We start from the raw sequence: 12,363 nt of genomic DNA, 5'->3' as shown, positions 1-12,363 counted from the left end.
GGGCGCGGCAAGCGGCACCGGCGGCGCGGGCGGCACGCAAGCCAGCGTTGGCGGCGCGGGCGGTACTGGCGGTTCGGCCACGAACGGCAGCGCAACGAGTTCGGCCTCCAATGGCAGCTCCACGGCTGGCAACGGTGCGGTGGGTGCTACCGGCGGCGCGGGCGGCGCGGGCGGCACTGGCAATGGCGGCACTGGCGGCACCGGCAACGGCGCAGTCGGCGGCGCTGGCGGTAATGGCGGTTACAACATTGTTGACGCGGGCACCTTCAATATGTCCAACACCATGACCAGCGTTGGTCAAACGGCGGCGGGCATCATGATGGCCAACCAGAACAGCGGCGCTGCCTCGCTCGTGCAGCAAAGCGTGAACGTTCAGGCCAACCTGCAGGTCGGCGGCAACCGGTAAGGCGTGCAGCCACGGTCTGGCCCGGGACTTGTGCCCGGGCCAGACCGGCAGCTCGCACTCATGCCGGCAGGACCGGCGCCCGCATCCTGTGTGCGGGCGCGCGGGTCCTGTCATGCCCCAAGCAAGCCTGATTGCCTTGCAGCCGTCCGGATGGGGGCGGCCGGCAGGCAAGGGGAGACGACATCATGCAATCGGTCCGCTTCGCCGTCGGCGCATTCGCGACGGTCTTACTCGCCTGGCCAGTGCTGCAGGCGCACGCTGAGCCGCCAGGGCTGGACGCCGCCATGGCAGCGGCGCGCGCTGCTTCTGGCGCAGCCCCGGACACGGCTGCAATCACCGCACAGCCGACGGCCGCAACTTCCTTGTTCGGAGGGGTGGCGAAAGCCGTACCCGTGTCTAAACTGGATGACATCCGTGGCGGCGCCGAGGTCACGGTCAACGATATGCGCCTGCACGGTACCGTGGCCGACAACGCCGCGGTCAATATTCTGTCCGGCACCAACAACATCGCGGACGGGGCCTTCTCGAATGCGGCAGGGATTCCCACCGCGATCCAGAACTCGGGCTCCAACGTACTGATCCAGAACGCCACTATCGTCAACGTCCAGTTCAAGCAATGAAGCCGCTGCGAAACCTGTTGGCGTCTGTACCGTTCTTGCTGGCCGCGGGGGGCGTTCCATGTGCCCAGGCTGCCGACACCCTGATATACGGGCCGGTCGGCGAGTCCTACAACGTCCGGGTCACGAGCGTGCGCGAGGCTCGCTTCAAGTCCACGATCCGGCAGCAGTTCGACTTCAGCTGCGGCTCGGCCGCGGTGGCCACGCTGCTGAGCTACCAGTACGGCCATCCGATGAATGAGGCCACGGTCTTCCAGAACATGTACCTCAACGGCGACCAGCAGAAGATCCGCGCCGAGGGGTTCTCGCTGCTCGACATGAAGCGCTTCCTGGCCGCGCTCGGCTATGAGGCGGACGGCTACGAGCTGCCACTGTCCAAGCTGGAAGAGACGCAGGTGCCGGCCATCGTGCTGATCGTGGAGAACGGTTACCACCATTTCGTGGTGGTCAAGGGCGTGAAGGGCGACCGCGTGCTGATCGGCGATCCCGCACGCGGCACGCGCGCGATGTCACGCGAGCATTTCGAGCAGATCTGGGACAGCCAGCTGCTGTTCGTGATCCATAACCGCACCGAACGGGCGCGGTTCAACCTTGCAGCCGACTGGCGCGTTGCGCCCAGCGGTCCTTACTGGATGGGAGTCAACCGGGATAGCTTGTTCTTCACCGTCATGCCCAAGCATGGCGCGGGCGATTTTTGAGGAACGCATCATGTTGCAGACTTCCTTCCCGACCCCAGCAGCCCCTCGCAGCGCCGGTCATGCGGCCGCGGCGATGCTGCTCGGGGCCGGTTTGGCCTGTGCCGGCACGGCGCAGGCCACCATGCTGCCACAGCCCGACGCCCTCGACGCGTCGGCGCTTCCATTGCAGGGGGCCATGCCCTCGAGCGACGGGCAGGACCAAAACCCTCTGGCTGCCGCACGCGGCAGCATGGCCGGCTGGAAACCGGTAGCACACGAAAAACTCGACGACATGCGGGGCGGCTTCGAAGTGCCGGGCCTGCAGGTTTCGTTCGGTATCGAACGCGCGGTGTACATCAACGGGGCCCTGGTGGTTGCCACCAGCATTAACATCCCCGATGTCAGCCGTATCACCGCCGACCAGGCTGCGCGGCTTGCCTCGACGCTGGGCCCGGCCATCGTTGCCAGCACCAATGCGGCGGTCGCCAACGCGCTGGCGGCGGCGGGCGCGGCCGGTTCGGATGGGAGCGCCACCTCGGCGGCCAATGGCGCCTCGGCCAGCAGCACCGGCACGTCCGGGGCCGGTTCGGGCGCCAGCGGTGCGGCGGGCTTGCCGGCGGCGGTGGTGAATACGGCCACCGGTCAGGTCGTGAGCAATGGGCTGTTGAACGTGATCCAGAACGGCCCGGGCAATGCGGCATCGGTGGGATCGCTGGCGGGGACGCCAACGACCGTGATCCAGAACACCTTGAACAACCAGAGCATCCGGAGCCTGATGACAATCGACGCAAGCGTAAATACGCTGCAGGCATTCCGGTCGCAGTTGGCCAACACCACGCTGAACAACGCGCTGATGCGGGCCGCAAGCATGAGGTAGTCGTAGCGAGGCATCGGGCAGTACAGGTCGCAGGCTCCTGCAAGAACAGCCTGCCGTCCCGGGGGAGGAAGACGTCATGAAGAAGCGGTCGATGCAGGGCATTCGCAATGCGGGATGCTCGACGTTACTGTTGCTCGGCGGCCTGGCGCAGGCCCAGACGCCGCCGGATGCGGGACCACCGGCAGCCGGACTGGAAGCACTGCAGAAGGAGCTTGCCGAACAGGCCACCCAGCTCGACGCCATGAAGCGGGCGCTGGCCGAACAGGAGGCGCTGATCCGCGAACTGCGTAACGTGATCGGCACCGAGGTGCTGGCCAACAAGCGCGGCGGCCAGCGCGCGGGGCCAGGCGTGTCGCCGTCCGACAATGCCACCAACGCGGCTACCGCGGCGGCCGCTGCCAGCGCCACCCAGTCAGCGCCCAACGCGGTCAACAACCCGCAGCAGATCATTCTCCAGCCACCGCAGGACATGGCCCAGGGTCCGCAGGCGGGCGAGTCCGCCGACCGGCAGACCGTGGCCCTGGAAGAACCCGTGGGCCGCCCGCCGGAGGAAGACCGCCGTCCGCCTGAGATCGCGCCGATCATCGACCAGCCCGGCGTGCTGACCGCCCAGGGCAAGCTGGTGATCGAGCCCGGCTTCCAGTACGGCTATTCGTCCAATAACCGCGTCGCGCTGGTCGGCTACACGGTCATCCCGGCCATCCTGATCGGCCTGGTCGATGTGCGCGAAGTCAAGACCTCGACCTACATCCCGTCGGTAGCGTTTCGCTACGGCCTGACCAAGCGGCTGGAAATCGAAGCCAAGGTGCCCTACGTGCACTCATCGGGCCAGACAGTCAGCCGCGAGGTCTTCACCGGCACGGCCGTCGACCGCGTGTTCAATGCGAGCGGCAGCGGTATCGGCGACGTCGAGGCGACGGTGCGCTACCAGCTCAACTACGGCAACGAGAAGATTCCGTACTTCGTCGGCTGGCTGCGCTACAAGTCCAATACCGGCACCGACCCGTTCGAGGTCGTGACCGACTGCGTGACGCGCTGCGTGGGCAATGCCACCGGCACCGGCCTGCCGCTCGGGTTGCCCACCGGCACCGGCTTCCAGGCGATCCAGCCCGGCATCACCTGGCTGCTGCCGACCGACCCGGCGGTGTTCTTCGGCACCTTCAGCTACCTGCACAACTTTGCGCGCGACAACGTGAGCCGCACCGTGCTGAACGGCGAGAAGGAGAATCTCGGCAAGATCGCCCCCGGCGACATCTTCGAGTTCAGCTTCGGCATGGGCCTGTCGCTCAATGAGAAGGCGTCGTTCAGCATCGGCTATGACCAGGCCATCATCTGGCCGACCAAGCAGAACGGCCAGACCGTGCCGGGCTCGGTGCGCGTGACCCAGGGCACCTTGCTGGTGGGCTATTCGTACCGCTTCAACAACCGCTACACGGTGAACCTTTCAGTGGGTGCGGGGCTGACGCGCGACACCCCCGACCTGCAGGTGAACCTGCGCCTGCCAATCACTTTCTGACGCGCTTTGCTGCGAATTTCCGCCTGACGTGACGCGTGCCCCGCATGTGCGGGGGCACGTGCGCATCACATCCGCGGCGAGGGTGCGCAGGCACGGAAACGCGCCTTGCGCTGGCCCCTTGAACGGCGTACAAAGAAATAACCCCGCGCCGCCAGCGGTACTTTCTGACCAGGCTCAAACTCACCGGCGGTGCGGCCTGAAAAAGGAGAGAGACATGCGCAAACGCATCTTCTGGTTGTTGCCCGACCTGGCGAGTGCCCGTCGCACCATGGACGACCTGCTGCTTGCCCGGCTCGAGAACCGCCACATCCACTTCGTGGCGCGCGACGGCTCCGACATGACCGGCCTGCATGAAGCCAACCTGTTCCAGACCTCCGACATCGTGCATGCCGCCGAGATGGGCTTGATGGTCGGCGGCGGCGTGGGCGTCGTGGCCGGCGTCGTGGTGGCGATGTTCCCGATCGTCAGCGACACCCCGCAGTGGGGCCTCGTCGGCGTGCTGGCGGTGCTGGGCGCGGTGTTTGGCGCGTGGGCTTCGAGCATGATCGGCAGTTCGGCACCCAACAGCCGGCTGCGTGCATTCGAGAAGGACATCGAGGCCGGCAAGATCCTGCTGATGGTCGACGTGCCGCGCAGCCGTGTCGAGGAAATCGAAACCCTGCTCGCGAACGCGCATCCGGAAGCCAGCTTTGCGGGGTTGGACCCGGCTGTGCCGGCTTTCCCCTGAGCCGTCGGCGGCGTATCGTCGCTTATTGTCGTTCAACGCGGTCGCATGTCTTTCCGCGCGCCCTTGCGGCGCGCCCTGACGCGCATCCTTTAGCGCGCCCCGGCTCGCACCGGAACCGCCTTCGCGGTTCCGGTGTGATGCCGCTGCAACACTCCGATCTTTCCCGGTTTGCCCCCATGAGACGCATGCGGTAACTTGCGTAACGGCGCGCGGCCGTGCATGCCGCGCCGCCATACACAATGAAGGACAGCCGCACAGGCGCAAGGGGTCGAGACAATGAAAGCGAAATGGATCGCGTGCGGCATGCTGGCCGCCACGCTGGGATGGGCCGCACAGACGGCCCTGGCGGAACCGGGCGTGACCCGCAACACCATCCGCATCGGCCAGTCGGCCGGCGTCACCGGTCCGGTGGCCGGTTCGGTCAAGGAGCAGATCGCCGGCGCGCAGGTGTACCTGCGCACCATCAACGCCAGCGGCGGCGTGGCCGGGCGGCGCATCGAGCTGGTGACCCACGATGACGGCTTCGATGCCAAGCGCACGCCCGACAATGTGCGCAAGCTGATCGACGAGGACAAGGTGTTCGCGCTCTTCATGGTGCGCGGCACGCCGCAGAACGAAAGCATCCTGCCCATCATCGCCGCGCAGAAGGTGCCGCTGGTGGCGCCGCTGACCGGCGCCATCACGCTGCACCGGCCGGTCAACCGCTACGTGTTCAATGTGCGCGCCAAGTACCAGGACGAGGTGGCGCGCGCGATCAACCACCTGGCCACCTCGGGCATGAGCCGCATCGGCATCTTCTACGCCAACGACGGTTTTGGCCGGGACGTGCTCGAAGGCTACAGCGCCGCGCTGCAGGCGCGCGGGGTGCAGCCGGCGGCGACGGCAAGCTTTGCCCGGCCCATGGGCGATATCACCCAGAGCGTGGCCGCCATGAACAAGGCCAACCCGCAGGCGGTACTGGTGATCGGCTCGGGCTCCGAGGCGGCGCGCATCATCCGCGAACTGCGCCGCGCAGGCAGCGAGGCACAGTTCGTCACGCTGTCCAACAACGCCGCCGATTCCTTTATCCGTGAACTGGGCGACGATGCGCGCGGGCTGATCATCACGCAGGTGGTGCCGGGCACCAACTCCAGCCAGATGACGCTGGCCAGCGAATACCGCAGCCTGGCCAAGCAGCAGGGCGTGGAGCCGTCCAACGCCGGCATGGAGGGCTTCATGTCGGCCAAGGTGCTGGTCGAAGGGCTGCGCCGCGCCGGCCCCGACCTGACGCGCGAGCGCCTGGTCACGGCGCTGGAAGGCATGCGCGACTACGACCTTGGCGGCATCCTGATCAGCTACAGCGCCGAGCGCCATACCGGCTCGTCGTTCGTGGAAATGTCGATCGTCTCGTCCACCGGCAAGCTGATCCGCTGAAAGCCGCGGATAGGGGGGCTGCGGTATAGTCCCCCGCATGGCTACTCCTACCCTCTCCCCCGATTCCCGTACCCCGTTCTCGCTGCACGGCCGCGTGGCGCTGGTTACCGGCGGCGCGCAGGGCCTGGGCCTGGCGATTGCCGCCGGGCTGGCCGACGCCGGCGCCCATGTGCTGGTGGTGGCGCGCAATGCGCAGCGCGTGCAAGCGGCCGTCGCCGCGCTGGCCGCGCGCGGCGGCAGCGCCGAGGCGCTGGTGCTCGATATCACCGATGAAGCCGCCGTGGCTGCCGCGTTCGACCGCATCGACGCCGCCCATGGCCGGCTCGACATCCTCGTCAACAATGCCGGCGCGCGCAACCGCAGCACCATGGCGCAGCTCGATGCCGGCGACCTGCGCGCCATGCTCGAGACCAACCTGGTGGCGCCCTACGCGCTGTGCCGGCTCGCCGCGCAGCGCATGCGCGGCGGCGATTACGGGCGCATCGTCAATGTGAGCTCGATTGCGGGCCAGGTCGCGCGTGCCGGGGACGTGCTCTACCCCGCCACCAAGGGCGGCCTGGATGCGCTCACGCGCGCCATGGCGGCCGACCTGGGGCGGCACGGCGTCACCGTCAATGCGATCGCCCCGGGCTACTTCGCTACCGAGCCCAACCAGCCCATGGTCGAGGACGAGAGCGTGGCCGAGTGGCTGCGCCAGCGCACCTCGCTGGGCCGCTGGGGCCAGCCGGAGGAAGTGGCGGGGGCGGTGGTGTTCCTGGCGTCGCCGGCCGCGTCCTATGTCACCGGGCAGGTGCTGGCCGTGGACGGCGGCTATCTCGGGCACTTCTGAGCCGTCGTCGGCGGCAAAGCGTACCCAATTCTGCGTGCCGCTCCTGGCGGGTTTTCAGCGCCGCGCGGGCGGCTTGCCGCCGCGGTAGAACGCCTGCAGGCAGTCGATCATCGCGGCTGCAGCGGCCGAGTCGCCGCGGTCCTTGAGCCGCACCAGGCAGATATCGCGCACCAGCGACGGCAGCTGCAGTGGCCGGATCGCCAGCCCCTCGCGCCGGAACTGAAACAGCGCCAGCGACGGCACCGCGCTCACGCCCAGCCCCGCCTGCACCAGCGCCGCCACCGTCGCCAGGTGCTCCACCTCCATCACGCTGGTCAGGCGCAACGGATGCAGCGCGGCGTCCAGGTGCTGGCGCACGCTGGTCGTGCGCGACAGCTGGATAAACGGCAGGCCCGCAAGCATCTGCGGCGTGATGCGGCGCTTGCGCGCCAGCGCATGGTCCGCCGGGCACACCAGGTGGAAGGTGTCGCGCACCAGCGGCTCCACGCGCAGGTCTTCGTCCTGGGCCGGTGCCGGGGCCAGCGCAAAGTCGGCGCGGCCCTGGCGGACCAGTTCGATGCAGCCGTCGGCGAGCTGGTCGAACAGCTCCAGCGCGATGCCCGGATACAGCGCGCGGAACTGCGCCAGCAGCGGCGGCAAGTCGCCGCCGGCCAGCGACGGCAGCGCCGCGATCGACACCCGCCCCTTGCGCCGCTCGGCGTGCGCGCGCAGGTCCTCGAACGCGGTTTCGAAATCGGCCAGCAGCCGGCGCGCGGTCTGCTCGAAGCGCACGCCGTCGCTGCTCAGCTCCACATGCCGCGTGGTGCGTTCGAACAGCCGGCTGCCGGCCTGTTCCTCCAGTGTCTGCACCAGCGCGCTGAAGGCCGATTGCGACAGGTGGCAGGCGCGCGCCGCGCGCGTGAAGTTGCGGTAGGTGGCCAGCGCCACGAAGGCGCGCAGGTGCTTGACCGAGAGGTTCATGGGCTGCGGATTTATCCACTAAGTCGATAGATTAATCCAAATAATCCGTTTTTTGGCTGGACGTACCAGCCCTAGAATGGGATCGACCCCACCAACGACCTGCCCCCGACCATGACTGCTCCCTTGCTGATCGGCTCCGGCGCCGGCTTCTCCGGCGACCGCACCGATGCCGCGCTGCCGGTGGTGCGCACGCTGATTGCCTCCGGCCAGCCGGCCGCGCTGATCTTCGAGACCCTGGCCGAGCGCACACTCGCGCTGGCGCAGCTGGCGCGGCGCAACGATCCCGCGCAGGGCTACGAGCCGCTGCTCGATGCGCTGCTGGTGCCGGTGCTGGGCCTGTGCCTGCAACACCGCATTCCCATCGTCGGCAATTTCGGCGCCGCCAATCCGCGCGCCGCGGCGCGGCGCGTGCTGCAGCTGGCGCAGGAACTGTGCCTGCCCGCGCCGCGTGTTGCGGTAGTGGAGGGCGATGACCTGTCCGACGATGCGGGACGCGCGCGCTTGCACGGCATTCTTGGCGATGCATTCGACGCCGATCGCTTCGTCTGCGCCAACGCCTATATCGGCGCGCAAGGCATCGCCGAGGCGATCTCCGCCGGCGCCCAGGTGGTGGTGTGCGGACGCGTGGCCGATCCGGCGCTGGCCGTGGGGCCGGCGATGGCGCACTTTGGCTGGTCGTGGGACGACTGGGACCGCCTGGCCGCCGCGACCATGGCCGGCCACCTGCTTGAATGCGGGGCGCAGGTCAGCGGCGGCTACTTTGCCGATCCCGGCATGAAGGACGTACCCGATGTGCATGCGGTGGGCTTCCCGATCGCGCAGCTGGCCGAGGACGGCGGCATCGAGATCTTCAAGGCCGCCGGCACCGGCGGCTGCGTCGACCTGCGCACGGTCAAGGAGCAGCTGCTGTACGAGGTCCACGATCCGGCCGCGTACCTGACGCCTGACGTGGTCGCAGATATTGGTACGGTCACGGTCACGCAACTGGCCCCCGACCGCGTGGCGGTGCGCAATGTGCGCGGCCATCCCCGCCCGGCGCAGCTCAAGGCCAATGTGTTCAGCCACGGCGGCTGGCTGGCCGAGGGCGAAATCTCGTACGCCGGCCCCAATGCCGCCGCCCGCGCGCGGCTGGCCGCCGACATCCTGCGCCGGCGCATGCAGCTGCTGGGCCATGACGCGCCCATCCGCTTCGACCTGATCGGCGTGCTCAGCGTGCTGGCCGACGATGGCGGCGCCATGTTCGCCCAGCGCCAGCCGCATGAGCAAGCGGCGCAGGACGTGCGCCTGCGCGCCGCGTTGGCGCACGACGACCTGACGGTGGCGCAGGCCCTGCAGCGCGAGGTCAATGCGCTCTATACCTGTGGCCCGGCCGGCGGCGGCGGCGTGCGCACCGCGCAGCGCGCGCGCCTGAATGCGGTGTCGTGCCTGGTACCGCGCGAGGCCGTGACGGCCACGCATAGCTTCATCGCCTGAGGAGGTTCCGACCATGACTGACACTGCCGCGCTCTACCAGTTCGCACACGGCCGCACCGGCGACAAGGGCAACCGTTCCAACATCAGCGTGATCGCCTACGACGCGCGCGACTACGACCACCTGGTCGAGCACGTGACCGAGGACGCCGTGCGCGCGCTGTTCCGCGAGCGCCGGCCCACGGCCGTCACGCGCTACCTGGTGCCGTCGCTGCAGGCGATGAACTTCGTCCTCGATGGCGTGCTCGATGGCGGCGTCAACGACGCGCTCAACCTCGACACGCACGGCAAGGCGCTGTCGTTCCGCCTGCTGCAGCTTGAGATCCCCGTGCCGCCGCGGCTCGTGTCCGGCACCGCGGCTAGCCACTGATCCACCGCTTCACACCGACAACGACTTCTACAGGAGACCACGATGTACCCATTTCTCAAGCCACTGGCCGTCGCCGCACTTGCGCTGATCCTGCCCGCGGGGCAGGCCTGGGCCGAGTTCCCGGACAAGCCGATCCGCTTCGTGGTGCCGTTCGCCGCCGGCAGCGCCACCGACCAGCTGGCGCGTGCCATTGGCCAGGCCATCACCGTGGACAGCAAGGTCACCGTGGTGGTCGACAACAAGCCGGGCGCGAATGGCTTCATCGCCGCGTCGGACGTGGCCAAGGCCGCGCCGGACGGCTACACCGTGCTGATCAGCACCAACACCACGCATGCGGCCAACGAGCACCTGTTCAAGAAGCTGCCCTACGACCCGGTCAAGGACTACGCGCCGATCACCGCGCTGGGCCGCGGCGGCCAGATCATGGTGGTCAACCCGCAGGTGCCGGCCAAGACCGTGGGCGAGTTCATCGCGCTGGCAAAACAGCAGCCGGGCAAGCTCAGCTTCGGCAGCGGCAGCTCGTCGTCGCGCATTGCCGGCGAGCTGTTCCAGCAGATGGCGCATGTGGAGTTGCTGCACGTGCCTTACAAGAGCAACCCGCTGGCCATCACCGACCTGCTCGGCAACCAGATCCAGATGATGATCACGGACACGGCCACCGGCCTGCCGCAGGTCAAGAGCGGCAAGCTGCGCGCGCTGGGGGTGTCGGGCAAGACGCGCTCGCCGCTGGCGCCGGACGTGCCCACCATCGACGAAGCCGGCGTCAAGGGCTACGAGATGAGCTACTGGTTCGCGGCCTATGCGCCCGCCGGCACGCCGCAGCCGGTGGTGGCGAAGCTCAATGCGATGATGGTCAAGGCCGCGCGCGGCGATAGCGCGGCTGGCTTCTACAAGTCGACCGGCACTGAGGTGTTCACCAGCACGCCCGCGGAGCTGGCGAAGTTCCAGTTGCAAGAGTCCGGCAAGTGGGGACGCATCATCAAGGCGGCGAATATCCAGCCGGAGTGAACGCAGGGCAGCGCAAGCTCCCATGCATGGAAAACGGGGCCAAACGGCCCCGTTTTTTACGCAGAAGTAGGTACGCTTTGGTGCTTGCGGCCTTGATGGACAAGGGCCGGCTAAGATATGCCTGGCCGCGCGGCCTTGCCGCTCCGGCCTACTCCTCGACAATACCAACCAGAACAGGAACAGGATATGAAGCAGCAGTCCGTGGTGTGCCATGCAAACTTACATCCCGGCCGTCGCCCGGGGCTGCGCCAGGCCGTATTCCGTGCCGCCATCGCCGTCACCATGGGGGCCGCCGTGCTTCCCGCCATCGCCACTGCGCAGACCGCCACGCCGCCGGCGCAGCAGAAGACCCAGGTGCCGGGCTACTACCGCATGATGGTCGGCCAGCTCGAGGTCACGGCGCTCTATGACGGCTACATCGACCTGGACCCGAAGATCCTCAGGTACACCAGCGCGCGCGAGGTGCAGAGCCTGCTGGCGCGGATGTTCGTCGAATCGACGCCAGGCATGCAGACCGCGGTCAACGCCTACCTGATCCATACCGGCAGCCACCTGGTGCTGGTCGATACGGGCGCGGCAGCCTGCTTCGGGCCCACGCTCGGGCGCATCGGCGAAAACCTGCGCGCGGCGGGCTACGCGCCGGAACAGATCGACACCGTGCTGCTGACCCACCTGCACGGCGACCACGCCTGCGGCCTGGCCGCCAACGGCAAGGCGGCCTTCCCGAACGCAACCGTCTATGTCGACAAGGCCGATGCCGACTACTGGCTCAGCGAGGCCAATGCCGCCGCCGCGCCGAAGGAGGCGCAGGGCCTGTTCGCCATGGCGCGCGCCGCGGTCGCGCCGTACCAGGCGGCGCAGCGCTTCCGGCCCTTCAACGGCGGCGCCGGTGTCGAGCCCGTTTCCGGTGTGCGCGCGGTGCCGGCCAATGGCCATACTCCGGGCCACAGTGGCTACCTGTTCACCTCGGGCAAGGACAGCCTGCTGCTGTGGGGCGACATCGTGCACAGCCATGCGGTGCAGTTCCGCCGCCCGCAAGTGGCGATCGAGTTTGACGTGGACAGCAAACAGGCCGTGATCACGCGCCAGCGCATCCTGGCCGATGCCGCCAAGGGCCGGCTGTGGGTGGGGGGCGCGCATATGCCTTTCCCGGGCCTTGGCCATGTGCGCCGCGATGCGGCCGGGTATGCATGGGTGCCGGCCGAGTTCGGTCCGATCCGCAACGACCGCTAGCCGTCCACGCACGGCCGTCGCTTTTCGCCTAGAGTCATCCCAGCGGCCCGTATGACGTACGGGACGGGTGGTCGTGTCTGCTGCGGAGGATTTGCGATGAACGCCAAGGCATCCCGCTTCGATCCTGCCCGCCGCCGCTGGCTTGGTGCCGGCGCCGCGGCCCTGGTGCTGGCCGTGCCCCTGCCGCGCCCCGCGCGCGCCCAGCCTGGGCCGGCGGCCAGCCGCGAGGCCGCCGCGCAGCGCATCGGCGTGATCGGCTC

Annotated in this window: 12 protein-coding genes and 1 pseudogene; 12 read left to right on the top strand and 1 reads right to left on the bottom strand. The window is 68.4% G+C overall.

Annotated features, from left to right (window positions below; genetic code table 11):
- From C265_RS22900 to C265_RS22865, 8 genes and pseudogenes are all read left to right on the top strand, one after another.
- Nucleotides 1-406 (top strand): annotated as a pseudogene (locus C265_RS22900) (hypothetical protein); the annotation flags it as partial.
- Between the two features lie 185 nt (nucleotides 407-591).
- On the top strand, nucleotides 592-1,026 hold the full coding sequence (locus tag C265_RS22895; protein WP_010810455.1) for a hypothetical protein: 435 nt from the start codon (nucleotides 592-594) through the stop codon (nucleotides 1,024-1,026).
- Nucleotides 1,023-1,721 carry a C39 family peptidase gene (locus tag C265_RS22890; protein ID WP_010810454.1) on the top strand — a complete coding sequence of 233 codons (699 nt, stop codon included), beginning with the start codon at nucleotides 1,023-1,025 and terminating at the stop codon, nucleotides 1,719-1,721. The genes C265_RS22895 and C265_RS22890 overlap by 4 nt, the downstream gene beginning before the upstream one ends.
- A 10-nt stretch (nucleotides 1,722-1,731) precedes the next feature.
- On the top strand, nucleotides 1,732-2,577 hold the full coding sequence (locus C265_RS22885; protein WP_011616331.1) for a hypothetical protein: 846 nt from the start codon (nucleotides 1,732-1,734) through the stop codon (nucleotides 2,575-2,577).
- A 76-nt stretch (nucleotides 2,578-2,653) separates the two neighbouring features.
- Nucleotides 2,654-4,093, top strand: coding sequence for an acetate kinase (locus C265_RS22880; RefSeq protein ID WP_010810452.1), 1,440 nt, complete (start codon nucleotides 2,654-2,656; stop codon nucleotides 4,091-4,093).
- Between the two features lie 214 nt (nucleotides 4,094-4,307).
- Nucleotides 4,308-4,820, top strand: a complete 513-nt coding sequence (locus C265_RS22875) for a hypothetical protein (protein ID WP_010810451.1) — start codon at nucleotides 4,308-4,310, stop codon at nucleotides 4,818-4,820.
- Between the two features lie 276 nt (nucleotides 4,821-5,096).
- The gene (locus C265_RS22870) at nucleotides 5,097-6,233 is read left to right on the top strand and encodes an ABC transporter substrate-binding protein (protein WP_010810450.1); all 1,137 of its coding nucleotides are present in this window, start codon (nucleotides 5,097-5,099) and stop codon (nucleotides 6,231-6,233) included.
- A gap of 37 nt (nucleotides 6,234-6,270) precedes the next feature.
- Nucleotides 6,271-7,062, top strand: a complete 792-nt coding sequence (locus C265_RS22865; RefSeq protein ID WP_011616332.1) for an SDR family oxidoreductase — start codon at nucleotides 6,271-6,273, stop codon at nucleotides 7,060-7,062.
- Between the two features lie 54 nt (nucleotides 7,063-7,116).
- Here C265_RS22865 and C265_RS22860 read toward each other — a convergent pair whose 3' ends face one another.
- A complete protein-coding gene (locus C265_RS22860; RefSeq protein WP_010810448.1) occupies nucleotides 7,117-8,022 on the bottom strand; it encodes a LysR family transcriptional regulator in 906 nt (301 codons plus the stop codon).
- A gap of 111 nt (nucleotides 8,023-8,133) precedes the next feature.
- Between C265_RS22860 and C265_RS22855 the strand changes: the two genes are divergently transcribed.
- From C265_RS22855 to C265_RS22840, 4 genes are all read left to right on the top strand, one after another.
- A complete protein-coding gene (locus C265_RS22855; protein WP_011616333.1) occupies nucleotides 8,134-9,495 on the top strand; it encodes an acyclic terpene utilization AtuA family protein in 1,362 nt (453 codons plus the stop codon).
- 13 nt (nucleotides 9,496-9,508) lie between these two features.
- The gene (locus C265_RS22850; protein ID WP_010810446.1) at nucleotides 9,509-9,862 is read left to right on the top strand and encodes a hypothetical protein; all 354 of its coding nucleotides are present in this window, start codon (nucleotides 9,509-9,511) and stop codon (nucleotides 9,860-9,862) included.
- A 42-nt stretch (nucleotides 9,863-9,904) separates the two neighbouring features.
- A complete protein-coding gene (locus tag C265_RS22845) occupies nucleotides 9,905-10,870 on the top strand; it encodes a tripartite tricarboxylate transporter substrate binding protein (protein WP_010810445.1) in 966 nt (321 codons plus the stop codon).
- Between the two features lie 186 nt (nucleotides 10,871-11,056).
- Complete coding sequence (locus C265_RS22840) at nucleotides 11,057-12,103, top strand: MBL fold metallo-hydrolase (protein WP_010810444.1); 1,047 nt, start codon at nucleotides 11,057-11,059, stop codon at nucleotides 12,101-12,103.
- Nucleotides 12,104-12,363 lie beyond the last annotated feature (260 nt).

The organism is Cupriavidus sp. GA3-3, from assembly GCF_000389805.1.
Taxonomy (GTDB): Bacteria; Pseudomonadota; Gammaproteobacteria; order Burkholderiales; family Burkholderiaceae; genus Cupriavidus; species Cupriavidus necator_D.
This window is presented reverse-complemented; position numbering and strand designations above follow the sequence as displayed.

What these genes read in the sequence shown, in the direction of transcription:
- C265_RS22850 (WP_010810446.1), top strand. Translation starts at nt 9,509, where the DNA reads ATGACTGACACTGCCGCGCTCTACCAGTTCGCACACGGCCGCACCGGC.
- C265_RS22885 (WP_011616331.1), top strand. Translation starts at nt 1,732, where the DNA reads ATGTTGCAGACTTCCTTCCCGACCCCAGCAGCCCCTCGCAGCGCCGGT.
- C265_RS22875 (WP_010810451.1), top strand. Translation starts at nt 4,308, where the DNA reads ATGCGCAAACGCATCTTCTGGTTGTTGCCCGACCTGGCGAGTGCCCGT.
- C265_RS22865 (WP_011616332.1), top strand. Translation starts at nt 6,271, where the DNA reads ATGGCTACTCCTACCCTCTCCCCCGATTCCCGTACCCCGTTCTCGCTG.
- C265_RS22890 (WP_010810454.1), top strand. Translation starts at nt 1,023, where the DNA reads ATGAAGCCGCTGCGAAACCTGTTGGCGTCTGTACCGTTCTTGCTGGCC.
- C265_RS22840 (WP_010810444.1), top strand. Translation starts at nt 11,057, where the DNA reads ATGAAGCAGCAGTCCGTGGTGTGCCATGCAAACTTACATCCCGGCCGT.
- C265_RS22855 (WP_011616333.1), top strand. Translation starts at nt 8,134, where the DNA reads ATGACTGCTCCCTTGCTGATCGGCTCCGGCGCCGGCTTCTCCGGCGAC.
- C265_RS22845 (WP_010810445.1), top strand. Translation starts at nt 9,905, where the DNA reads ATGTACCCATTTCTCAAGCCACTGGCCGTCGCCGCACTTGCGCTGATC.
- C265_RS22895 (WP_010810455.1), top strand. Translation starts at nt 592, where the DNA reads ATGCAATCGGTCCGCTTCGCCGTCGGCGCATTCGCGACGGTCTTACTC.
- C265_RS22870 (WP_010810450.1), top strand. Translation starts at nt 5,097, where the DNA reads ATGAAAGCGAAATGGATCGCGTGCGGCATGCTGGCCGCCACGCTGGGA.
- C265_RS22860 (WP_010810448.1), bottom strand. Translation starts at nt 8,022, where the DNA reads ATGAACCTCTCGGTCAAGCACCTGCGCGCCTTCGTGGCGCTGGCCACC.
- C265_RS22880 (WP_010810452.1), top strand. Translation starts at nt 2,654, where the DNA reads ATGAAGAAGCGGTCGATGCAGGGCATTCGCAATGCGGGATGCTCGACG.